We start from the raw sequence: 23801 nt of genomic DNA, 5'->3' as shown, positions 1-23801 counted from the left end.
TGCTGAACCGCTCTTCCGATCTGAGCAATCGCGTTCGATCCAGTCCCGGACCGCGAGCCTGCAGACGAGGGCGTGACGACGGTTGCGGATCAACTCGGGGGCACAGACACGGAGTCCACCGCGGCGACAGCCAGCGACGAAGGCGAAGGGGAAGAAGAAGGAGAACGGAAAGGGGCGAGCGAACCCGCCGAGACCGAGGGTACTGCGGCGACAACCGAGGACGGCGGTCGGGCGGACGGCGACGGAGAGACGGACCACGCCTCACTGGGTGATTTCGCGTGAGAGCCGATCGAATCCGCCTGCTGAACTTCAAGTGCTACGGCAACGCCGACCTCTCGCTCGATCGGGGTGTCACCGTCGTCCACGGCGTCAACGGCAGCGGCAAATCGACGCTGCTCGAGGCCGTCTTCTTCGCCCTCTACGGCTCGAAAGCGCTCGACGACCGCACGCTCGACGACGTGATCACGACCGGCGAAGACGAGGCAGAAATCGAACTCTGGTTCACCCACGACAACCGGGAGTACCGCGTCGAGCGCCGACTCAAACTCCGCGGCGACCGGGCGACGACGACGAAGTGCGTCCTCGAAACGCCCGCGGACACCATCGAGGGCGCACGCGACGTGCGCCGGACGATTACCGAACTCCTCCGGATGGACGCCGAGGCGTTCGTCAACTGCGCGTACGTCCGCCAGGGCGAGGTCAACAAACTCATTCACGCCTCGCCGAGCGACCGCCAGGACATGATCGACGACCTGCTCCAACTGGGCGCACTCGAGGAGTACCGCGAGCGGGCGAGCGAGGCCCGCCTCGGCGTCAAGACCGTCCTCGACGGCCAGCGCGACGTCCTCGACGACGTCCGTTCGCAGGTCGAACAGAAAGAAGCGCAGGATCTCCACGACACGCTGAACGCCCTCGAAACCGAACGCGACGAACTCGTCGACGAACTCGAGCACTACGAAACCCAGCGCGAACAGGCCGTCGACACGTTAGAGACCGCCCAAGATGTGCTCGACCGCCACCAGGAGACTCGCGAGGAGATCGAAACGCTCACCGAAGCGATCGACTCGCTCCAGTCGAAGATCAGCGAAACCGAGCGACAACGCGAGACCGCCCAGAACGAGATTCGCGATCGGAAGGAAACCCGCGAGGAACTCGCCGAGGAGCGCGACGACCTGCTCGCCGAACTCGACCGCGACATCGATCCTGCCGGCGACGCCGACAACGACGAGACGATCAAGAGCCACATCGCCGACCTCGAAGCCCGCGACGAGGAGCTCCAGGACGAACTCGCGGACGTTCGGGCCTCGATCCAGACGAAAACCGAGGAAGAGGAACGGCTCCGCGAAGCGGCAGCCGATCTCGACGCGCAGGCGGCCGACGCCCGCGAGGACGCCGCCGAGTTCAGCGAGCGACTCGACGACGACGAATCGGAGATCGAAGCGCGCGAGGAGAAACTCGCCGACCTCGAAGACGAGATCGAGTCGCTCCGAGCGCGGTTTGCGGACGGGGAGGCGACGGGCGACAGCGGCAGCGACAATGACGGCGACAGCGACAACGACGATGCGGTCGCGTTCGGCGAGACGCAAGCGCGACTCGCCGAACTCGAGACAGAGCGCGAGGATGTCGTCGCCGACCGAAACGACATCACTGCAGACATCAAGGCGGTCGACAACGCCATCGAGGAGGCGGAAACGTTACTCGAGGCGGGCAAGTGCCCCGAGTGCGGCCAGCCCGTCGAAAATTCGCCGCACGTCGACGTGTTAGACGAGAAACGCGAGGAACGCGCCGAACTCGCAGAGCGCCGCGACGAACTCGAGACGGAACGAGCCGAACTCGACGCGCGTCTCGAAGACCTCGAAGCGCTCCGCGAGGCCGAGCGGCGCGTCGAACGACTCGAAGACAACCGCGACAACGTCGCGCAACTGCTCGCCGAAAAACGGGCGGCCGTCGATGAGCGACGCGACCAGCGAGACGCACTGCGCGAGGAGGCTGACGACCTCGAATCCGAGGCGAAATCGAAGCGCGAGGCGGCCGACAACCTCGAATCCGAAATCGACGAGATCCGGGTGACGCTTGGCGAAATAAACGGCGAACGGAGCGCTCTCAAAGAAACCATCCAGACGCTCGAACGCGTGCTCGAAATCGCCGACGAGCGCGCCGAACTCGCGCGCGAGATCGAAACCCGCCGGGAGCGACGGGCCGACTGGCAGGAGATGAACGACGAGCGCCGCGAGACGCTCTCGACGAAACGCGACCGCAAGCGCGACCTCGATTCCGAGTTCGACGAGGACCGTGTTCAAACGGCGCGCGAAGACAAGCAAAACGCCGAGGGCTACATCGATCAGGTCGACGAGAAACTCGACGAACTCGAGGCCGAACGCGACGATCTCCAGGGGAAGATCGGCGGCGTCGAGGAGAAACTCGACGAACTCGAGCGGCTTCGGGATCGCCTCGATACCGTCGAACAGCGGTGTGAAACCCTCGAATCGCTGTACGGCGAGGCCGAAACGCTACAAACGACCTACGGCGAGTTACGGTCGGAACTGCGCCAGCGAAACGTCGAGACGCTCGAACGCCTGCTGAACGAGACGTTCGAACTGGTCTACCAGAACGATTCGTATGCGGGGATCGACCTCGACGGCGACTACCAATTGACGGTCTACCAGAAGGACGGCGAGAGCCTCGATCCCGAACAGCTCTCCGGCGGCGAGCGCGCGCTGTTCAACCTCAGCCTGCGGTGTGCCATCTACCGCCTGCTCGCCGAGGGCGTCGAGGGTGCCGCGCCGATGCCCCCGCTCATCCTCGACGAACCGACCGTCTTCCTCGACTCCGGCCACGTCACGCAACTCGTCTCCCTAGTTGAGTCGATGCGCGACCTCGGTGTCGAACAGATTGTCGTCGTCAGCCACGACCGCGAACTCGTCGGCGCGGCGGACTCGCTGGTCCGCGTCGAGAAGGATGCAACGTCGAATCGCTCGCAACTCGAACGCGGCGAACCGCCCGAAACAGCACTCCTCGCGGCAGAGTAACGGCTCCCACAGTTCACGCTTCGCCTCCCGGCCCCGATAAAACCCGATCGGCCACCCGCTACTCGGTACCGCTACGACTCTCGCGTTTCGAGAGGCGGCTTGCGAACCGAACTCGTGTCGTCCGTCTCGCCCTCCTGGGGCGCGGTGTCCGTCTCCGTACTCGTATCCATACCGATTTGTTCACCAGACTCCGAACTCGCAGTCTCCGCAGTATCGAATCGAATCGTTTCCAGTGCCCGTTCGCCCGTGTCCGTGAGCCGATACCCTCGCCGGCCGCCGATCCCGAGTTCAACCTCGGTAAGCAGGCCGGCGCTCGTCAGGACGGTCAATCGGCCGTGGAGATCGCTTTCACAGAACTCGCTTCCGGCGAGTATCGTCCGCACGTCGAGTGGCCCCCGGTCTGCAAGTTCAAAGAGGAGACCGAGCGTTGTCTCGTCGTGAACGGTCGTCAGCAGCGTTCGGACGGGGCTGCTGACGACCTCGGCAACTGGAGTGAATTCCTCGTCAGCATCGACCGAATCGAGGCGGTCGTTCTGGACGTAACACTCGTTGCCGGTCTGTGGGTCCCGAACGAGGCTCGCGTGTTCGGAGCGTTTGAGAAGCAGATATCGTTTGCCGGTGTCATCTTGGACGGTTGTCATGATCTGTCAGAGTCGCCCGGTATCCGTTGTTCGGCACCATCCCCTGAAGTACTTTTGCCAGCGTCAGTATTCCTGGCTGCCCCATCGCTGCTCGCAGGGTCTTGCTCCGAGTCGCCGGCTGTCTCGCCGTCGCTCGTGAACTCGTCGCTGCGGGCTTGATAGGTCCGATATCGCCGGTAGGCGAACCCGAAGAGAACGACGCCACCGATGACGAGTCCGACGCCGTGCGTCGAGACCCCCTCGAAAAACAAAAAGAGGAGGCCAAGCGAGAGCGCGAGAACGGCGGCGTTGATCACCAGGACGAGTCCCCAGAAGATGTTGAGTAGTTCCGATGGAACGTCGGACTCGGTCGTCGAGACCTCCGGAATGGGAATCGAGTCGAGTTCGTGATCGGCGACGAGGTCATCGTGGAGCGACGAGCCGGCGTCTTCGGTCTCGACTGCTGGGATCGTCAACGAATCGCTCTCGGGATCGGTGAACTCGGCTTCGGGGTCCCACTCCTCAGTGGGATCGAGTGACGACTCGCTCTCGTGTGGCCGGGAGAGTTCGTTCTCGTCCACTGTCGTGTCTCGGTCCACGCTCTTGTCGCTGTCTTCGTGTGTACGCTCGGAGTTCCCGGTAGTCCGATCGGATACCACAGGTGGGCAGAAGACGAGCACCCGCAAAAGGATTCGCGTTCGTCGGTCGCAGTTGTAGCCGCATTTGTCGGTCGCAGTTGTAGCGCCTGGTTCTGAGTTCAGGTTGCAGGTCGCAGGTTACAGTTCACGAGTTGCAGTTCGCGGGTTGCAGTTCACAGGTCGCTGATTGCAGACCACGGCTTGCCACACGGTCGAACGCACCCGCGCCGTCTTTCGATCAGACGGCACGTCCGCGTTCAGGCGATCTCCGTGAGCACCAATGTCTGGGAGGTTTCGACCCACGCGAGCGGGTTCTGGGCATCGAAGAAGACGACGCCGTCGTCAGTCTCGTAGGATTCGATCGTCGGGGACTCTACAGCGGAACTACGATCCGTCACGTCGTCGGTAGCAGTTGACATCTCGTTCACCCGAGTTCTTGGTATGTGTTACCACATTATATGTCTTTTTACCGCTGCAATATCACGTTGGGGTGGAGACCAACAAAATCGGTAACGGCGCTACGCACGGACTCACAAATAGCTGTCTCTACGTGGCGACAGAGCGGCGTGGATTGCAGGGGTTTTTATTCACCGGCTACAAAGCCCGATACCATGACTGAGGCGGGCCAGACCGGACTCACGGAGTTCTCAGAGGAGTCCGCAACGCGGCCGGACGAAGAGGCAGTCGCTATCGCGGGCAACGGTGGAACCACCACGGCCGAGGTGGTAGACGTCGTCGAAGAAACCCTCCCCGAACCCGACGGTGAACTCGAACTCGCGGTGATGCAGGTCGATTACACGATCGCCGGCTACGGCGACGAGGAACGGCCGATCATGCACGTCTTCGGGCGGACGACCGAGAACGAACTCGAACACGTCCAGTTCGTCGGTTTCCGACCGTACTTCTACGCACCAACCGAGACCCTCGACCGCCCACCCGCGGAACAGTACGATCGGCTCACGGGCAGAGAAACCGAAGACGAGAACGGCGAGCCCTACGAGAGCATCCGCGGCGAGCGACTCACGAAAATCTTCGGCCAGACGCCCCGGGACGTGGGACAGATCAGGGACGATTTCGAGCACTACGAGGCCGACATCCTGTTCCCGAACCGGTTTCTCATCGACAAGGACGTTCGCAGTGGGATCCGCATCCCCGAGCGTCGAGCGGAGGGCGGCTCGCTCGTCGTCCCCCACGACGAGGTCGCGGCCGTCGACGTCGACGCCGATCCCCGCGTCTGTATGTTCGACATCGAGGTCGAGGACCGCCACGGCTTCCCCGAAGACGGCGAAGAGAAAATCCTCTGTCTCACCAGCCACGATTCCTACCGCGACGAGTACGTCATGTGGATCTGCGAAGCCGACGAGGGCGACGGTGAGATCCCCGCGGCGATCGAGGAGTACGACCCGATCGAGGGCGGGATCGACCACACGATCCGGAGCTTCAAGACAGAGGAGGCAATGCTCGAGGCGTTCATCGAGTACGTCTCCGAAACGGACCCCGACGTGCTCACCGGCTGGAACTTCGAAGACTTCGACGCGCCGTACTTCCTCGACCGACTCGAAGAACTCCAGGGCTCACACCACGAGTTCGATCTCTCGACCGACCGCCTCTCGCGCGTCGACGAGGTCTGGCGAAGCGGCTGGGGCGGCCCGGACATCAAGGGCCGAGTCGTCTTCGACCTGCTCTATGGCTACCAGCGGATGGTCTTCTCCGAACTCGATTCCTACCGGCTCGACGCGGTCGGCGAAGCCGAGTTAGGGGTCGGCAAGGAGCGCTACGCCGGCGACATCGGCGACCTCTGGGAGGACGACCCCACGCAACTGCTCGAATACAACCTCCGGGACGTGGAACTCTGCGTCGAACTCGACCGCCAGCAGGAGATCATCCCGTTCTGGGACGAGGTGCGCTCGTTCGTGGGCTGTAAACTCGAGGACGCGCCGACGCCCGGCGACGCGGTCGACATGTACGTCCTCCACCAGGCCTACGGCCAGTTTGCGCTGCCCTCGAAGGGCCAACAGGAGGCCGGCGAGGAGTACGAAGGGGGTGCCGTCTTTGAACCGATCACGGGCGTCAAGGAGAACGTCACCGTGCTCGACCTGAAGTCGCTGTACCCGATGTGCATGACGACGATCAATGCGTCGCCGGAGACGAGGGTCGACCCCGAAACCTACGACGGCGAGACCTACGTCGCACCCACCGGGACCCACTTCCAAAAGGAACCCGACGGCGTGAACCGGGAGATGATCACCGAACTCCTCGCCGAGCGCGAGGAGAAAAAGGCGCTGCGAAACGAGCACGAACCCGGCACGCCCGAGTACGAACAGTACGACCGCCAGCAGGGCGCGGTGAAAGTCATCATGAACTCGCTCTACGGCGTCTCCGGCTGGGAGCAGTTCCGACTCTACGACAAGGAAGCGGCCTCGGCGATCACCGCGACCGGCCGCGAAGTGATCGAGTTCACCGAGACTGCCGCGGACGAACTGGACTATCAGGTTGCATACGGAGACACCGACTCGGTCATGCTTGAACTCGGTCCGGACGTGTCCAAGGCGGACGCCCTCGAGCAATCCTTCGACATCGAGGAGTACATCAACGGCCGCTACGACGACTTCGCACAGGAGGATCTGAACGCCGAGGAACACCGCTTCCAGATCGAGTTCGAAAAACTCTACCGGCGCTTCTTCCAGGCCGGCAAGAAGAAACGCTACGCCGGCCACATCATCTGGAAGGAAGGCAAGGACGTCGACGACATCGACATCACCGGCTTCGAGTACAAACGCTCGGACATCGCCCCGATTACGAAGGAGGTCCAGCACCGCGTTATCGAGATGATCGTCCGCGAGGGCGATATCGAAGGGGCGAAAGAGTACGTCAACGGCATCATCGAAGACGTTCGCGCAGGTGCGGTCTCGCCCGAGGAAATCGCCATCCCCGGCGGCATCGGCAAGCGACTGGACAACTACGACACCGATACGGCCCAGGTTCGCGGCGCGAAGTACGCCAACCGACTCCTCGGTACCAACTTCCAGCGCGGCAGCAAGCCGAAACGGCTCTACCTCGATCGGGTCGATCCGACCTTCTTCGAAGAACTCGAAGCCGAGACGGGGCTCGACGCGCGAACCGATCCGGTCTACGGCGCGTTCAAGCGTGACCCCGACGTGATCTGTTTCGAGTACGAGGACCAGCTTCCCGAGGCGTTCGAGATCGACTACGACACGATGTTAGAGAAGACGCTGAAGGGGCCAATCGAGCGAATTCTCGAGGCGCTGGGCGTCTCCTGGGAGGAGGTAAAGAGCGGCCAGGAGCAGAAGGGACTGGACAGTTTCATGTGACCGTCTCGGGCGACGCACACGTCACCGTCGCTCGAAGCGCGCTCTGCCGTTCGTTTTTGCAGTAGGGTTATGCGATGTCACCCTTGCGGTCCATCGTCCGATATAGGCAGCCGGCACGTGGCATCCGTCTGGGTCGATAAGGCACAATAGAGAGCCGCACCAGACGATACATGCCGTTACTGGGCCAAGGTTTAGCCGTCGACATGGTCCCTTCCAATCGGGTTCCGGTCGTCGTGTTACAGCGCCGTGACTACCCCGTTCGGGTGGGGGTGGACTAACGTGCTCGATCCCGTCGTCGCCGGCCGCGCCCAGTTCGCGGTGGCACTGACGATCCACATCGTCTTCGCGGCGCTCTCCGTCGGTCTCGGACCGTTCCTCGTCTACTTCGTCGTCCAAGAGATCCGAACCGGCGAGCAGCGGTACGCCCGACTCCGCGAGTTCTTCACGAAGGTGTTTGCGCTGGGATTCGTGATGGGGACGGTCACGGGGATTCCGCTCGGGTTCATGTTCGGGACGAACTTCGCGTCGTTCTCGACGATCGCGGGCGAGTTGATCGGCGGCCCGCTCTCGTTCGAGGCCAAGATGGCGTTCTTCCTCGAAGCGGCCTTCCTCGGCATCCTGCTGTACGGCCGCGAGCGCGTCCCGGAGTGGTTCTACGCCCTCTCGTCGGGCTTCGTGGCGCTCGGTGCCTGGCTGTCGGCGTTCTGGATTCTGGTCGCGAACGCCTGGATGCAGACGCCGCGGGGCTACGAACTCGTCGAGCGCGGCGGGAGGACCGTCGCACAGCTAACCGACCCGATGGCGGCGTTTTTCACGCCGCGACTACCGTGGCTGTTCGTCCACATGCAATCGGCCGCGATCATCTCCGTGACGCTCGTGATCGCCGGTATCGCGGCGTACTTCGTCTATCACAATCGCGACAGCGAGGTCTGGAACACGGCGTTGCGCGCCGCGGTCGTGGTATTGCTGGTCATGTCCGTGTTTCAGGTGTTCCACGGCGACCTCTACGCGCGCCACGTCGCCGACACGCAGCCCCAGAAGTTCGCCGCGATGGAGGCGCAGTACGAAACGTCAACGGGCGCTGATCTCCACGTTATCGCGGTGCCGACGAGTCTGGACGCCCTGGACAATCCGCGCGCCGAAAACCTGTTCACGGTCAACATCCCGAATCTGGCCTCGTTCCTCGCAAGCGGGGGTGATCCGTCCGCCGAAATCACCGGCTTGAACGAGTTCAACTACGACTCCCCGCCGGTCGCGCTGGTCTTCTGGTCGTTCCGCATCATGGTCGGGCTCGGGTTCTGGTTCGTCGGCCTCGGCCTCTGGGGCGGCTATCGGCTCCTCCGGGGCGGCATCCGGGCCAGTGACCGCTATCTGATGGCGCTGATGGGCTCCGCACCGCTCGGGTTCGTCGCGTTGATAACGGGGTGGTACGTGACCGAAGTCGGTCGGCAGCCCTGGATTATCCAGGGCGTGTTGCGAACGTCCGAGGGAGCGACGATCGGCCTCTCCTCGGCCGAAGCGACGCTCTCCCTGCTCGGCGTGGCCGCCGTCTACGGCACGGCGCTCGTGACGTTCTGCTATCTCGTCCGCCAGTACGTCCGGTCGGAACGCGAGCGGTTGCTGCCGCCGACGGCGGGCGACGGCGATTCGGGCCCCGACTCCGGCTCGAATTCGGATGCCGGCCAGCAGGTGGTGGGTTCAGATGACTGAACTCGTCTCCATGTCATCCGTCCAGTATCCCATCGAATCGCTGCCCGAACTCTGGTTCGCGTTCGTCTTTGCCGTCCTCGGCGCGTACCTGCTGCTCGACGGCTTCGATTTCGGCGTCGGCATGCTCTACGCCCAGGCGGACGGCGATGAGCGAGAGACGATGCACGCCGCGTTCGGCCCGGTCTGGAAGGCCAACGAGGTGTGGCTCGTCCTGTTCGGGACCGTCCTCTTCGCCGCGTTTCCGGCCGTCTACGCGAATCTCCTCTCGCGGCACTATCTGCTGATCTTCGCGATTCTGGCCGCGCTCGTCCTCCGCGGAATCGGCTCGAAACTCCGCGAGGAACGCAATTCGGACCGCTGGCACCGCGTCTGTGACCGCTCGTTCGTCGCCGGCAGTACGCTCGCGCCCTTTTTCCTCGGGATGCTCGTTGCGAACTGGCGGTTCGGGCTCGAGTCGACGGTCAACGGGACGGCGATCGCCGTCGGCCTCCTCCTCGTAACGCTCTCGGTCGTCCTCGGCGCGTCGTTCCTGACGATCAAGACCCGCGGCGACCTCCGGCGGACGATGCGCTGGTACGGCTTCCTCGGATCGATCGGCTACGTCGCCGTCGCGCTCGCGGCAATCAGCTATCTCATCGTCGTCGACCCCGGTAGTGCACCAATGCCATCGACCGTCGAAACGGCCGTCGCCGTCGGCGGAACGATCGCGTTCGCGGCGCTCGGTATCGTCGCAAACCGCCGCCGGCAGGACTACGGCTGGGCGCTCTCGGTTGCGGGACTAGCACTCGTCTTCGTCAGCTTCCTCGCCTGGACGATGCGCCCGGCCGTCGACCCGGCCGCCGCACTGTCGATCCGCGAGGCCGTGGTCAGTCCGGTCGCCCTCGAGGTGAACTCGATCGTCGCCGTCACGTTCGTGCCGCTCATCGTCGGCTACTTCGTGCTCCTGTACTCGGTCTTCAGCGGCCCGGCGACCGCGGGCGACTACTGATCTATCTCACCTCTTTCGTGGCTCTCGACCCGACTTTCGACCATTACACCCGTCTCACTTGCCCGATTGACTCCCCGCTCAAAGTACGCACTCCCGAAATATCGATTTTCGTAATCGGAAAATATTCTACCGAATTACTCACCGTATACAGTCGGATACGAAACCGTTATCAGTCGGACGACCCACGATTCACACGACAGAGTACTATGGCACGCCTCGAACTATCCAACCTGCACGCAGAAGTAGCAGATGGCGACGAGAAGATCCTCGAGGGCGTCGACCTCGAGGTCGAGTCGGGCGAAATCCACGCCCTGATGGGACCGAACGGCTCCGGGAAGTCGACGACCGCGAAGGTCATCGCCGGCCACCCCGCCTACGAGGTCACCGAGGGCGAGGTCCTGCTCCACATCGAGGACGACGAGTTCGGCGAGGACATCGAGATCGACGAGGACCAGCGCACCTGGAACCTGCTCGACCTCGAGCCTAACGAGCGCGCCGCGCTCGGCATCTTCCTCGGCTTCCAGTATCCCGCCGAGATCGAAGGCGTCACGATGACGAACTTCCTGCGAACGGCGCTCAACGCCAAGATCGAAGAGCGCGAAGAACTCTTCGAGGAGGAAGACGGTGACAGTGACGAGGACGAAGCAGAAGACGAGGGCTTCGAATCCTCGCCGATGGAAGGCCCCGCGGACGAGGGCGAAATCGGCGTCGCCGAGTTCCAGGAAATCCTTCAGGAGAAGATGGAACAGCTCGAGATGGACGAACGCTTCGCTCAGCGGTACCTCAACGCCGGCTTCTCCGGCGGCGAGAAGAAGCAAAACGAGGTTCTGCAGGCAGCCATCCTCGAGCCGTCGATCGCCGTCCTCGACGAGATCGACTCCGGGCTCGACATCGACCGCCTCCAGGACGTTTCGACCGGCATCAACGCGCTGCCCGACGAGCAGGGGACCGGTATTCTCCAGATCACCCACTACCAGCGTATCCTCGATTACGTCGAGCCGGACCACGTCCACGTCATGCTCGACGGCGAGATCGCAAAGAGCGGCGACGCCTCGCTGGCGGAAGAACTCGAGGACAAGGGGTACGACTGGGTCCGCGAAGAGGTCTACGGCACCGCGTAACCGGATTTAGCTAGAACAACCGTAATAACGCTACAGCCGTAAACACGACTACATACAAACCATGAGTTCAGAACAAGATCACCTCAAAGATACTGACACCGAGGCGCGGTTCGAGTTCAAGAAAGAACAGAACGCCGCCGTCAAGTCCGACAAGGGGCTGACCGAGGAGATTATTCGAATGATCTCCGAGGACAAGGACGAGCCCGACTGGATGTTAGAGCGGCGGCTCCGCGCGCTCAAGCAGTACCAGAACATGCCGATGCCGACGGACTGGCCGGGGCAGCCAGACCTGACCCAGCTGGACGTCGAGGAGATCGTTCCCTACATCCGCCCGGACGTCGATCAGCGCGAAGGCGTCGACGACTGGACCGACCTCCCCGACGAGATCAAGGACACCTTCGACAAACTGGGCATCCCGGAAGCCGAGAAGAACGCCCTCTCGGGCGTCGGTGCGCAGTACGAGTCGGAGGTCGTCTACCAGAACATGCAAGAGCAGTGGGAGGAAAAGGGCGTCATCTTCTGCAACATGGACAAGGCCGTCCAGGAGCACCCCGAGCTCGTCAAAGAGCACTTCATGACGACCTGCGTGCCGCCGAGCGACAACAAGTTCGCCGCGCTGCACGGGGCCGTCTGGTCGGGCGGCTCGTTCGTCTACGTCCCCGAGGACGTCACCGTCGAGATGCCCGTTCAGGCCTACTTCCGGATGAACTCGGAAGGGATGGGCCAGTTCGAGCACACGCTCATCATCGCCGAGGAAGGGTCGGAAGTCCACTACATCGAGGGCTGTTCCGCACCGAAGTACGGCACTCACAACCTCCACAGCGGCGGCGTGGAAGTCTTCGTCGGCGAAGACGCTCACGTGCAGTACTCCACGGTGCAGAACTGGTCGAAAAACACCTTCAACCTGAACACCAAGCGCGCCATCTGCGAAGAAAACGGCACGATGGAGTGGGTCTCCGGCAGCATGGGATCGAAAGCGACCATGCTCTATCCGTGTACGATCCTCAAGGGTCGCGGCGCGACGGACACCCACATCACCATCGCCTTCGCGGGCGAGGGCCAGGACATCGACACCGGCGCGAAGGTCTACCACAACGCGCCGGACACGAGTTCAACGATCGAGTCCAAGTCGATCTCCAAGGACGGTGGCCGCACCAACTACCGCGGTCTCGTTCACATCGCCGACGGCGCCGAAAATTCGAGCACCGCCGTCGAGTGTGACGCGCTGATGTTCGACAACGAGTCCACGTCGGACACCATGCCGTACATGGAGATCGAGGAATCGAAGGTCGACGTCGCTCACGAGGCGACCGTCGGCAAGATCGGCGACGAGGACATCTTCTACCTCCAGAGCCGCGGACTGGACGACGACGACGCCAAGAAGATGATCGTCGCCGGCTTCATCGAGCCGATCACGGAGGAACTGCCGATCGAGTACGCGGTCGAACTCAACCGCCTCATCGAACTCGAGATGGAGGGGAGTCTCGGATAATATGAGCACGCAGGTACACGCTAATCTGACGGAAGAACAGGTCCGCCAAATCAGCGGGGAGTTGGACGAGCCCGAGTGGCTCACAGAGACCCGCCTCGAGGCCCTCGACGCGCTCGCCGACCTCGAGATGCCCGACGTCATCCGGACACCGGGTCGGGACTGGACGAATCTCCACGAACTCGACTTCGAGTCGTTCGTCGACCCGCTGAACGCCGCCGAGGACAAGGATCAGGTCGGGCCAGCCGACGCCGAGGTTCTCTCCTGGGCCGAGGCCGTCGCAGAACACGAGGACCTCCTGAAGGAGCACTTCGGCTCCGTCGTCGACCTGCAGGAGAACTACCTGACGGCGCTCTCGACGGCGCTGTTTAGCACCGGGACCGTGGTCTACGTCCCCGAGGGCGTCGATGCCGAGGACGTGACGATCCGAACCGAACAGAACTCGCAGTCGCTGTTCAACTACACGCTCGTCGTCACCGAGGAATCGAGTTCGGTTACGATCCTCGAACGGCAGTCGACGGGCCAAAAGCAGGACGAACAGTACTACAGCGGCGTCGTCGAGGTCGTCGCCGGCGAGAACAGTTCGGTTCAGTACGGCAGTCTCCAGAACCTCTCGGAGGAGGCCTACAACTTCACCGTCAAGCGCGGTGACGCCGGCACCTACGCCACGATCGACTGGATCGAGGCGAATATCGGGACGCAACTGACCAAGACCGAGGTCTCGACCGAACTCAACGGCGAGAGTTCGGAGACGCAGATTGTCGGCGCGTTCTACGGGCACAATGACCAGCACTTCGACCTCGACGCGAAGGTCTGGCACCGCGCAGAGCACACGACGGCCGATCTCGTCACCCGCGGGGTCACCGACGACATCGCCCGCTCGGTCTACGAGGGCGTCCAGGATGTCGGCAGCGAGGCCTGGGACACGAGTTCGTATCAGCGCGAGAATACGCTGATGCTAAGCGACGAGTCCGAGGCCGACGCCTCGCCGAAGCTGATCATCAACAATCACGACACCGAGGCCTCCCACAGCGCCACGGTCGGTCAGATCGACCAGGAGGACCTGTTGTACATGACCTCTCGCGGTGTCAACCCGCGTGCCGCGCGGAACATGCTCGTCGAGGGCTTCTTCGTGCCGGTCTTCGAGGAGATCGCGGTCGACGAACTGCGCGAGGACTTAGAGGAACTGATCGCGACGCGACTGCGCACGCGAGACTAACTCACTGCACCTCGCTGCACCGCTGTTTCTGTTTTTACGCGCCAGTCAAAGCAGTCAAAGACGGTAGTCGCTTCGTTCTGGTGGCAGAAGAGAACGGGCACAGAGATAGAGAGCGCGCGAGTAGGGACGATTAAGTAGCCGCGGCCCTGACGCCGTAGCATGAGTCTGGGACAGCGCGTCTCGAACGACCGGCAACTCACGCGACTCCTCCAGATCGGGGTCGTGCTGGAGGAGGTCGTCGAGTCACGCGCCGCCCACCACCTCGAGACCTTACCCCCCGACGAACGGGATGCGGTCGACGGGGAGGTGGAAACGTTACTTGTCGACGCCGCCGAGGAGTCGGCCGATCACCGTGAACGCCTCGAAACACTGATCGACGATCTCGAGGCGGAAACGGTCTCTTACGAGGAGATCAACACGCTCGTCGACGCCCAGTACGGTCCGCCCGAGGATACGGACGGTGTCCTCTACGATCAGTTGGCAAACGAGGAGACAGCGTACAAGTTCTACGACGACCTGATCGCCGCGATCGACGCCTCCGAGACCGAGTTCGCAGTCGACCGTGATCGACTGCTCGACACCCTCACGACGATCCGCGAGGAGGAAAAGGAGGGTGCCGAGGAAGTAACCGAAATCATGGAGCGCAGAGCATGATGATGCCGGTAGTTCCGAGGGAGGCGATTGCAGCATTCGGAACCGGACACGGCACCAGAAACGAAACCCCCGTCCGGACGCTGTCCGCGACCGACGGCGAGCACAGTCGAACCGATACCATCACCGCCACGCGTATTAGCGACGGAGGGACGCGATGAACACGGCAGACCAATATCTCAAAGCAATCTATCTCGCACAACGGATCGAAGAGGGCCCTGCCTCGACGGGAACGCTTGCGGACCTGCTCGAAGTCAGCCCGGCAAGCGTCAACGAGATGGTCGGCAAACTCGAGGATCGTGAACTCGTCGAACACGAGAAGTACAAGGGAGCGACCCTGACCGATGAGGGTCTCGAACGCGCTCACAACGCGCTCCAGACCTACTGTATCATCGAACGATTCCTCACTAACGTACTGGAAGTCGACGAGTTCCGCGAGGAAGCCCGCGCGCTCGAGAGCGTTATCGACGATACGGTCGCCGAGCGCCTGGATACGATTATCGACCGCCCGGCACAGTGTCCGGACTGTTTCGACGCCGAGCAGGACCACTGTGAACTGCTCGAGAGTGGCGACCACGCGAAGTAAAGGAGTCTCGTTCTCGTTGTTGCGTGTTCTCGTGGCGGCAGTCAGTGATGGCACTCACTCATCAGCCCGTGTGCCACTCACAGCAGCAGCGTCGTCGCCGAAGCGGATGTACCGCCGCCCGATGAGCGCTGCGAGGACGAGTGCAACGGTGCCGATGAGTACCGTTCCGATCGGCAGTGACCACGTGTCACCGCTCCAGTCGGCCTCGAAAACCGTTGCATAGTAGCTCGCCGCGTCCGATCCGTGGACTGCGAGCAGGACCTCGCGATTGTTCTCGAAGGAGTTTGCGTTCCAGTTGGCGCTGCCGATGACGGCGGTTTCGCGGTCGATGACGATCCCCTTCGCGTGAATCTTCTCGAAGCGATCGGTATCTGCGACGAGTCGAACCTCGATCGGGAGATCTTCTCGTTCCGCCAGCCGCTCGAGTTCAGTCGCCAGTGCCTCATTGTCCTCCTCGTTGTACCACGTCGAATCGAGCAGAATGCGAACCGAAACGCCGCGGCGTGCAGCGTCGACTGTCGTCTCGAGCAGCGAGAGGTCGCCGTCGATGCTGGCCTGGGTGATGAGAATCTCCTCATCGGCCTCGGCGAGAAGCGTCTGGACGCGCTGTTCGGCGTTGTCGGGAGCGATCAGCAGTTCGGCTGACTCGACGGATCGTCGTTCGGCCTCGTGTTCCGTCGGATACGATGGCGATGGTGACGAAGTGAACTCGTCGTCTTCCTCGACGAACGACGTCTGAGCCGCGTATTCTGCCCCTGGTTCGGTATCCCAGCCGCTGAAGTCGGCTTCGAACACGGTCGCGAGTTCAGTTGCGAGCGTCTCGTCCGGTAGCCGAACGCCCCAGCCGCGACTGGACTCGCCGCCGACGCCGGAGGGGTCCCAGTTCTCGGTCGTCACCAGGATCGTGTCGTCGGCGACGGCGTACTTGGGGTGGTGAAAGCGGTAGCGAGCGCCTTCGCCGCCGGTCGCACGGACATCGATCCCGTTCTCGGCCAGCGTCTCAAGCACGGATTCGGTTGCGGCCGGCGTGCCGCCGACGGGGCTGGCTTCGAGGAGGACGGCCACGTCGACGCCGCGGTCGGCTGCAGCGACGAGTTCGGTGGCGACGGATTCGGAGGTGATCGTGTAGCCGGCGAGGAGGAGTCGGTCGTCGGCCTCGCGAATGGTGTCGAGCGGCACGGCTGGCTCATCGGGGAGAACGAACGTTGTGGCCGTGCCGCCGTCGCTGCGCGAGACGGGGAGACAGGTTGCCTCGTGGGGCCACCATTGTCCGGTTGCGTCGGCGTCAGCGGTGTCCGTAGCGGTGCCAGCGCCGGGGGTGTCGGTGTTGATTCCGGGATCTGCATCCGATCCTGTCTCTGTATCTATACCTGCACCTGCACCTACCCCTACACCGACACTCTCGGTCCGATACCACCGTTGTGCGGTCGGAGCGCGGTCGTAGGACACCGAATCGAGCACCGTCGATCCGTTTCGCAGTTCGAGTTCGTCGCCGTCGACGGCGAACCGAACGGACCCCTCGAGTTCGAGTACCGGATCGTCGGTGAGCGATCGAGTAGCGGACGAGTTCGTGGTCAGGGCGACGCGACCGGAGACGGTTTCGTTCGGGAGCGCGGCAGTGGTGTGGCCGTCGGTGAGCGTCCAGTTGCCAACGCCGGTGTCCGGCGGCGTTTCGAGTACGACGAACTCGCCGGCGTTCCCATGGGTCGTCGGATTCGGCGCGAGTTCGACGAGTCGGGACCGGGTGACGTTCTGTCCCGTGGCCGTCGAGGGAGCTGAACTCGTCGAACCGGTCGAAGCGGCCGAAGCGGCAACGGGACAGGCGAGGTCGTCGCCGGCAGTGGCACCAGCGCTGTGAGTGGGTCCCGAAGCGCCGCCAGAGACGCCCCACACGCCGGCGGAGAGTCCGGTGAGCAGGCTACAACTCACGAGGAGGGCGAGGACGACCGACCGGCGAGTGGACATCACACGGTTTGGCCGCGTCTTCGTACTTAAACTGTAAGCACCGATGAGAAAAACGGAGCGACGGACGTGGGGAACGTGGGGTTAGGCGACCGATTCGGGGTCGGCGTGTTCGGCTTCAGCCTGCACGAGGTACGCTCGGTCGTCGTCGTACTCGGCGACGATTTCGAGCGCGTCGCTCGTTCCGATCCGATTGAGCGCCCACGCGGCGCTCGCGCGAACTCTGTCTTCCTCGTCGTCCGCGAGCACGTCCGCGAGCGGATCGATCGCGCGGGTATCGCCGATCAGACCGAGCGCGCGCGCGGCCCAACTTCGCACGTCGGGGTTGTCGGCGACGAGTTGGTTGGCGAGTGGCTGAACGGCCGCCTCGGAACCGATCTCGCCGAGCGCTCTGAAGGTCGGTTTCTGGAGGGTCGGGTTCGAGTCGACGTAGTCGAGCAGGGCATCGACGACATCGTCGTCCGCGACGCCGATCTTGCCGAGAATGCTGATCGCCTGTTCGTCGCGTCGGCCGGCCTTCTGAACCATCGGATCGATGGCCTCCTCGGGACCCATGCGGGCGAGCGACTCGAGGCAGTGATTTTCCATGAACTCCGAACCCAGGCTCTCATAGGCCAGCAGGATCATGTCGACGTTGCCGCGTTTCTCGTGAACCTTGAGGGCGTGCCACTCGGGGGGGAAGTCCTTGACGTGGTCGAGCACGTCGTAAAATCCCTCTCGGCGGAGCTGTTCGCGGACCTCGAGATCGGTCCACTCCGTCGCGTCGTCGATGGCTCCCTGGAAGTCGTCGGTCGCTTCGAGCAATCCGGCAATCGTCTCTGCGTCTTCGTCGGCATCGAGTTCAGCGTCCTCGACGGCGGCGACGGTGTCGTCGAGCGTGTCGGCCAGTCGGTCGGGCGTGTCTGCATCGGCCTCGTCCGTCGATAGCGCGACGGATGAACCCAGAATCTCGTTGAACTCGCCGAGGGAGTCCTCGGCGGCGACGAGGAGTTCGTCGCGACCTTCCGCGGTCCAGCGCGTGCCCGTGATCGTGCCGCTGGCGTCTTCGATTTCGCCGACCACATCCTCGCCGTAGGGACCGCGCTGCTCCTCCAGCTCGGATTCGAGATCCGAGAGGTCGCTTTCGATCTCGTCGTAGGTCTCCTGGAGTTCCTCCTCGGGTGCGGGTTCGTCGTCCTCGTCTTCTTCCTCCTCGTCCTCCGTCTCCGGCGGCTCGGGAATTTCGACCGCTTCGAGTTCGGTACGGAACGCCTCGAGGTCGGCTTCAACGTCGTCGAGGTCGGACTCGGTTTCGGCCGCGTCGAGATCGGTCTCGAGCGTCTCGACCTCGTCGCTGAACTCGTCGAGTTGGGTTCGGATGGCCTCGAGATCGGGNGTTTGTTCCGATTCTTCGCCTGCTGGTTCCGCTTCCTGATCGGTCTGGTCCGGCGTGTCGTCCTCGCTCATACTCTCACCGCCCCGGGGGTGGGACGACGCCGACGCGTACCACTGTTCATACGCTACGGTCGTGTCAGGATTGTCCTAAGCGTTTCCATGCGCGGTCGTCCCCTGCTGGGGAGTTTCCTCGCGCCAGTAGAACCAGGGGCTGAGCGTCATGTAGGCGAGTCCGAGCGTCAAGAGGGCGTAGGGGAACGTGCGACCGGCGAAATTCGGGATCAAGATTGCGAGGACGTGGACGACGCCCATGATGGCGGCGTCGCGGGCGAGCAGGTCCGGGTAGCTGATCCGCGAGACCATCAGGTAACAGAACGCGCCCGTCACGGCGAGGACGAGCCAGGGGTTGGCGACGCCGGCGAGGATCGCCGCGCCGAGGACGGTCGCCGCGAGGGTCGTCTGGATGCCTTCGGTGTAGTTGACGGCGGTATCGTAGGCGGTGTAGAGGCCGAGTCGAGCGACGGCCATAGCGACGAACAGCGCGCAGACGCCGGAGACGAGCAGGAGTTCACCAGTCACGGTCTCGTACGAGATGTCGAGCCCGCCCGTGATGACGACGAACGCGAGGGTGGCGGGGGCGACGGCGAAGGAGGCGACGTCGGCGAGGGAATCGAGGTAGGGGCCGGCATCGGTGCCGCCGTAGCGGCGGGCCAGGATACCGTCGAGACCGTCGGCGACGGCGGCGAGCAGGATGAGTCGGGCGGCGAGGTCGATGTCGACGAAGGCGACGACGACGGCGACAAACCCCAGGGCGGCATTGGCGATCGTCACCGCGTCGGCGACGCCCAGTCGCCCGACGAACCGGGGGAGCATACTCGCGGATTCGGCGGGCGTGTACCTTACGTGTTTTCGTTTCATGACGACAGGGCGAGTATGGGAGCCGGTGGGTATGGGAATCGGCGGATATGGGAGTCGTGTGGGACGGCGCGGGAGCCGGCAGAGATTTTGGTGCATGGCTGGGGAGAGCGCAGATAGTGGGCAGAAAGGGCAGAGACAGGGCTCCAAGCGGACAGTGCTGACGGTGGTTCGAGCGTCGAACCGGAGCCCGGAACCGGGGCGGTTATATCGCGAGTCTCCCAAGCGTTCGGTATGAACCGGCGCGCCTATCTCGCCGCCGTCGGCACGTCCCTCTCGGCCAGCCTCGCCGGCTGTACGTCCACCCTCGGTGTGTTCGACGATTCGCCCTGCAGCGGCGACGACTGCACCATCGGGATGACTCGCAACGAGTTCCTCCCTCGGGAGTACGAGGCCACTGTCGGGGAGACGGTCGTCTGGAAGAACACGAGCGGGGCGATTCACACGATTACGGCGCTCGAATCGGGCATCCCGGACGATGCGGAGTACTTCGCGACCGGCGGCTTCGAGGACGACGCGACCGCTCGCGAGCAGTGGCGCGAGAACCACAGCGGCGGGCTCGATACCCGCGAGACGTTCGAGCACACCTTCGAGGTCCCCGGCCGGTACGAGTACATCTGTATTCCGCACGTCAATGCGGACATGGTCGGGACGATCATCGTCAGCGAGTAGGCGGGAGTATGAGGAGGCGGGTCACCGTTCGCGGCTCGTCCGAGGGGCAAGGATCGACGGTTGAGAGCGGAATCCATTTTCTTCGACGGTCCCGCCCGAGCAGCGGCATCGAATTGTAATCACATCGAGAGACAGCGTTCCGTGCGTGTCACTGTCGAGGGGTCGGCATCTGGGGAAAGTGAGCTAGCGCGAGGAGAAACGTCGTGGTTGCGACCAAAAGCAGTGCCAGTCCTCCGATGGAAGACCCGATGGCCGGGATACGGGAGACGGCGATCGTGAGGATGATTGCTATCAGAGCCACACCTGAACTCGCCATCGCTCCGGCCAGTTCTACGGAGCGGGTTTCAGCAGCGCCGCCGACCCGTTCGCCGAGCGTGACCGCTCGCTCGGCCGTGTCCCACGAGAGAAGCACCATCGTTACGGCGACCGTCGATCGCCACAGTGGCGCTCCGTCGATGAGAGCAGTTGCTGTCACGCCGGCGAATACGAGTGCAACACCGGCTGTCGTGAACGATCGGGCGAACCTACCATATACGGGAAATACGCCGAGGGTTACCAGTAGCGTTCCGGACCCCGACGCGAGCAGGATGAGTAACGGAGACAACGGAAGAGAAAGGGTGACAGAGGCACCAAGCGCCACGGTGGCAACGATGAATCCGAATCCGGTGACCGCGCTTCCGACGAGTCGATACCGGCGGCGGCGGAGCAGTCCCCCGCCGATGAGGAGTGTCAGCCCGATCGCTTCCAAAAGGAGCGGGGCCGTCTGTCTCGGATCCGTTGACCCGGCGATGCACGCACCGAAAACCGCGACGAATGCAACGCCGGCGCTCGCGCTCGCTGGAGTCGGATCGGTCGGCTTATCCGGAAGGCCGCTCATCGGTTCGCCCCCGCTCGTATCGCCGTCTCGAGGGCCGTCTCGGGATCCCAGTCGATAACCGTCACGTTCGATCGCCGAAGGGCCCCTAGACGGTTGTCCCGTCGGAGTCCTGCGACCGCAGTCCCGAGCGACCGCGTCGCCGTGACGGCCGGCGAGATAACCGTCACCGGCTGGCCGTCTGTGCGGAGGGTTCGAGCCGTTTCGAGCGGGGAGTCGTCGAGTAACGGAGATATCAGGAGGATGCTAGCCTCCCCGAACCGCGTTCGAAGCGGCCGAATCGGTAGTTCATCGGTGTCTCCGGGACGAGTTCTGTTCGGCGGTTCGAGCGGCAGCAGTTTCGGATCGTTGAGCGTTTGTCGTATTGTTTCGACGTGGTGCGCTCCGGTGTTCGGGGTAATGTACCGCTGTTTGGTACCGAAGACCGCGAGCCCGACCGGTCCGTTCGCGGTCGCGATGGTATCGAGTAATTCGCGCGCGACGGTACACGCGTAGAAGACGGCGTGCGGTTCGTCGCTACTGTCTGAGCGGTAGCAGACTTCTCGCGCATCGAGACAGAGGAGAGTGGCTCGAGAGCGCTCGTCGCGAAAACTGATCGTGGTCAGCTCGCGGTCGCGCGCGTAGCGGTTCCAGTCGATTGTTCGCTGTGGATCTCCCGGTTGGTAGGAACGGACAGTTGAGAATACGGTTCCGTGTCCGTTATCGACCGTGATAGTCGATCCTGCATACCGGTGTGCTATCTGTTCGAGCGTCGCGGTTCGAACCGGCGACCGACAGGCAAGTTCGGTTTCCGTCTCGACGTTCGTCTCGACCGCGACGCTGCCGCTGATATCCTCGAGAACGACGGCGGCCGGCCTGAAACGATGGGTTCCGTGTTTCGCGGTAACCGTGTAGGAGAAGGTCGTCTTGTCGCCGGGGCCGAGCGCCGCCGCGTGTCGGGCCGAGCCGTCGGTAACCGAGAGCATCGGCGGGACTCCGTCGACGAGACACACGTTGGGGAGCGTCCGGTCGCCCGCGTTTTTGAGCGTGACCGTCACTTCCACGGCCTGCCCGTGTGAGGGGGCGGGCTCGGTACACGACCGTTCGAGTTCGAGCGTCGTGGCGGGCGACGCGGGGACGTGCGAATAGACGGCGAAGACGACGGGCGGGATCGAGAGGAGCAATAGCGTCGGGTCCGCTACTAGCGCACCGATTCCGCTGGTGAGGAGGGCGGCGATCAGCGCGCTATTCCAGCGAGTCGTTCGCCGAGCTGTCATCGACGGGCGTCCTCCGCGGCGAGCATCAGAACCGCCCGCGCCGTTCGCCGCGCCCTTCGCGTGAAGTACAACCGTTCCCGGAGCGATCGGAGAAGTGAGCCGTCCGATTCGGGTTCGGGACGAACGAACGCCGCCGCGACCGGATCGTCCGTCCACGTTCCGTCCGCGAGGTGGTCGCGGGCTGTTTCCGTGGCGCACCCTTCAGTTCGGACGATCGTTCGAATGGTCGTCCGTCTGAGCCCGCCTCGAACGCGGTGCCGTCGAGCCGGCGGGAGCGACAGGAGCCATCGTCGATCCAGAACATGTTCGAGCCCGCGTCCGGGTGGCGGCGTCGATGGAATCGGTTCCGGCGGCGTGCGATCCGCCCGGTCGGAATCGTCGAGCAGAACAAACGGGAGGAGAAGACCCGCGATCACGAACACGACGACGAAAAACGCGACCAGCAGTATTTCATCATCCCACGGCCAGTGAAGAGCGCCGCCGATCGGCGGGGCGACCAAGACGGCGAGCCCGGCACAGAGTGAGAGGATGCCGCCAGCGGCGGATATCCATCGAATAATCGATCTCGGGTTGCTCACTCGGAATCACCGTCGAGCCGTTCGAGTTCACGCCTCGCTTTCCGTCGGTACGCGGTTGTTTCGGCCGCCTCACCGTAGCGGGTCTCCCGAAACAGTTCCGTGACTGCGGTTACGGCGCTCTCGTCGAAGCCGGCGTCGATAGCGGTCTCGGCCCACTCCGTCGGCGTGCGACAGTGCGGCCGGTCCGGTTCGAGCGGTTCGGTCATCTCGACCCACGCCTCGGCCACGCCGGATTCCGGCTCGGCGGGTGGCCAGGATTCGCCCGTCTCGTCCGAACGCGCTGAGCGTGTCGCCGACCGCCGCCGGGTCGCCAGCGCGGAGAGACCGATGACAGCGCTCGACTCGGGGACCCGACGACTGACGAGCAGGAGAACGGCGACGACCGCGCCGATACCGACGAGGGGAAGCGCGGCCGAGCGCAGAAGTGCGAGGAGCAGACCGAGCCCGCCGGCCCAAGAACCGGTGCCGGTCCCGAGGATGGCGGGATCGAACTCGATCCCGAACAGGTCGAAAAACGAAACGACGAGCAATAGCAGAACATCCATGATGGACAGGCCTCCCGGAGCGGAACTCTCAGCGGAGACATCATAGGTGGTGGTGATCGGCGTTGTCTCGAGGACAGAGGCGGTAACGCCGAGCGTCAGGATCGAAAGGAACGCAGTTGCGATCAGGACGGACCTATTTTGACGCATTCACGTACGAACGTAATTCGTACTGAGCAAGATAAAACCACAGTCCTCTCAGCTGTTCGTCGCCCGTTCTATTGCATGGGCCGAAACGCGGGGTT

Annotated in this window: 21 protein-coding genes; 11 read left to right on the top strand and 10 right to left on the bottom strand. The window is 63.4% G+C overall.

The genetic code is table 11. The annotated features are described in order from the left end of the window. The first annotated feature begins 72 nt into the window (after positions 1-72). Together C484_RS08375 and rad50 are read left to right on the top strand one after the other, a co-directional pair. Positions 73-282 carry a hypothetical protein gene (locus C484_RS08375; protein WP_006825506.1) on the top strand — a complete coding sequence of 70 codons (210 nt, stop codon included), beginning with the start codon at positions 73-75 and terminating at the stop codon, positions 280-282. Then, the gene (gene rad50, locus C484_RS08370) at positions 279-3029 is read left to right on the top strand and encodes a DNA double-strand break repair ATPase Rad50 (protein WP_006825505.1); all 2751 of its coding nucleotides are present in this window, start codon (positions 279-281) and stop codon (positions 3027-3029) included. Before C484_RS08375 ends, rad50 begins: the two co-directional genes overlap by 4 nt. Positions 3030-3100: 71 nt before the next feature. Here rad50 and C484_RS08365 read toward each other — a convergent pair whose 3' ends face one another. The 3 genes from C484_RS08365 to C484_RS23625 all read right to left on the bottom strand — a co-directional run bounded on the left by C484_RS08365 (position 3101) and on the right by C484_RS23625 (position 4706). After that, positions 3101-3670: a DUF7346 family protein gene (locus C484_RS08365; RefSeq protein WP_006825504.1), complete on the bottom strand. Its 570-nt coding sequence runs from the start codon at positions 3668-3670 to the stop codon at positions 3101-3103. Continuing rightward, positions 3667-4308 (bottom strand): DUF7322 domain-containing protein, encoded by a 642-nt coding sequence (locus C484_RS08360; protein WP_006825503.1) that lies wholly within the window; start codon positions 4306-4308, stop codon positions 3667-3669. The genes C484_RS08365 and C484_RS08360 overlap by 4 nt, the downstream gene beginning before the upstream one ends. Positions 4309-4544: 236 nt before the next feature. Next, a complete protein-coding gene (locus tag C484_RS23625) occupies positions 4545-4706 on the bottom strand; it encodes a DUF7331 family protein (RefSeq protein ID WP_006825502.1) in 162 nt (53 codons plus the stop codon). Between the two features lie 192 nt (positions 4707-4898). Here C484_RS23625 and C484_RS08355 point away from each other — a divergent pair, with 192 nt between their 5' ends. The 8 genes from C484_RS08355 to C484_RS08320 all read left to right on the top strand — a co-directional run bounded on the left by C484_RS08355 (position 4899) and on the right by C484_RS08320 (position 15383). Then, a complete protein-coding gene (locus C484_RS08355) occupies positions 4899-7619 on the top strand; it encodes a DNA-directed DNA polymerase (protein WP_006825501.1) in 2721 nt (906 codons plus the stop codon). A gap of 279 nt (positions 7620-7898) precedes the next feature. Further along, the gene (locus tag C484_RS08350; RefSeq protein ID WP_006825500.1) at positions 7899-9329 is read left to right on the top strand and encodes a cytochrome ubiquinol oxidase subunit I; all 1431 of its coding nucleotides are present in this window, start codon (positions 7899-7901) and stop codon (positions 9327-9329) included. Then, complete coding sequence (locus C484_RS08345; protein WP_006825499.1) at positions 9322-10317, top strand: cytochrome d ubiquinol oxidase subunit II; 996 nt, start codon at positions 9322-9324, stop codon at positions 10315-10317. The genes C484_RS08350 and C484_RS08345 overlap by 8 nt, the downstream gene beginning before the upstream one ends. A 206-nt stretch (positions 10318-10523) precedes the next feature. After that, on the top strand, positions 10524-11438 hold the full coding sequence (locus C484_RS08340; protein WP_006825498.1) for an ABC transporter ATP-binding protein: 915 nt from the start codon (positions 10524-10526) through the stop codon (positions 11436-11438). A gap of 61 nt (positions 11439-11499) precedes the next feature. After that, complete coding sequence (gene sufB, locus C484_RS08335) at positions 11500-12930, top strand: Fe-S cluster assembly protein SufB (RefSeq protein ID WP_006825497.1); 1431 nt, start codon at positions 11500-11502, stop codon at positions 12928-12930. 1 nt (position 12931) lies between these two features. Continuing rightward, positions 12932-14146, top strand: a complete 1215-nt coding sequence (gene sufD / locus C484_RS08330; protein ID WP_006825496.1) for a Fe-S cluster assembly protein SufD — start codon at positions 12932-12934, stop codon at positions 14144-14146. A gap of 159 nt (positions 14147-14305) precedes the next feature. Then, a complete protein-coding gene (locus C484_RS08325) occupies positions 14306-14800 on the top strand; it encodes a hypothetical protein (RefSeq protein ID WP_006825495.1) in 495 nt (164 codons plus the stop codon). A gap of 154 nt (positions 14801-14954) precedes the next feature. Continuing rightward, positions 14955-15383, top strand: coding sequence for a metal-dependent transcriptional regulator (locus tag C484_RS08320; protein ID WP_006109917.1), 429 nt, complete (start codon positions 14955-14957; stop codon positions 15381-15383). 54 nt (positions 15384-15437) lie between these two features. On the opposite strand, the gene C484_RS08315 is transcribed toward C484_RS08320, so the two are convergent. The 3 genes from C484_RS08315 to C484_RS08305 form a co-directional block, all read right to left on the bottom strand. Beyond that, positions 15438-17348 carry a phospholipase D-like domain-containing protein gene (locus C484_RS08315; RefSeq protein ID WP_006825494.1) on the bottom strand — a complete coding sequence of 637 codons (1911 nt, stop codon included), beginning with the start codon at positions 17346-17348 and terminating at the stop codon, positions 15438-15440. An 81-nt stretch (positions 17349-17429) separates the two neighbouring features. Further along, positions 17430-18791, bottom strand: a complete 1362-nt coding sequence (locus tag C484_RS08310) for a HEAT repeat domain-containing protein (protein WP_006825493.1) — start codon at positions 18789-18791, stop codon at positions 17430-17432. A 75-nt stretch (positions 18792-18866) separates the two neighbouring features. Next, a complete protein-coding gene (locus tag C484_RS08305) occupies positions 18867-19592 on the bottom strand; it encodes a protein sorting system archaetidylserine synthase (protein ID WP_006825492.1) in 726 nt (241 codons plus the stop codon). A gap of 276 nt (positions 19593-19868) precedes the next feature. Between C484_RS08305 and C484_RS08300 the strand changes: the two genes are divergently transcribed. Continuing rightward, on the top strand, positions 19869-20306 hold the full coding sequence (locus C484_RS08300) for a cupredoxin domain-containing protein (RefSeq protein ID WP_006664431.1): 438 nt from the start codon (positions 19869-19871) through the stop codon (positions 20304-20306). A 148-nt stretch (positions 20307-20454) separates the two neighbouring features. On the opposite strand, the gene C484_RS08295 is transcribed toward C484_RS08300, so the two are convergent. The 4 genes from C484_RS08295 to C484_RS08280 are packed head-to-tail and all read right to left on the bottom strand — an operon-like array spanning position 20455 to position 23706. Beyond that, positions 20455-21183 (bottom strand): DUF7519 family protein, encoded by a 729-nt coding sequence (locus tag C484_RS08295; protein ID WP_006825491.1) that lies wholly within the window; start codon positions 21181-21183, stop codon positions 20455-20457. Further along, on the bottom strand, positions 21180-22436 hold the full coding sequence (locus C484_RS08290) for a DUF58 domain-containing protein (protein ID WP_006825490.1): 1257 nt from the start codon (positions 22434-22436) through the stop codon (positions 21180-21182). The genes C484_RS08295 and C484_RS08290 overlap by 4 nt, the downstream gene beginning before the upstream one ends. Beyond that, the gene (locus C484_RS08285; protein ID WP_006825489.1) at positions 22433-23014 is read right to left on the bottom strand and encodes a DUF7269 family protein; all 582 of its coding nucleotides are present in this window, start codon (positions 23012-23014) and stop codon (positions 22433-22435) included. The genes C484_RS08290 and C484_RS08285 overlap by 4 nt, the downstream gene beginning before the upstream one ends. Beyond that, a complete protein-coding gene (locus C484_RS08280) occupies positions 23011-23706 on the bottom strand; it encodes a DUF4129 domain-containing protein (RefSeq protein WP_006825488.1) in 696 nt (231 codons plus the stop codon). Before C484_RS08280 ends, C484_RS08285 begins: the two co-directional genes overlap by 4 nt. Positions 23707-23801 lie beyond the last annotated feature (95 nt).

Origin of the sequence: Natrialba taiwanensis DSM 12281 (assembly GCF_000337595.1) — an archaeon.
In the GTDB taxonomy this organism is placed as follows: domain Archaea; phylum Halobacteriota; class Halobacteria; order Halobacteriales; family Natrialbaceae; genus Natrialba; species Natrialba taiwanensis.
Note: the sequence above shows the minus strand (reverse complement) of the source record. Positions and strands in the feature narration are given on the sequence as shown.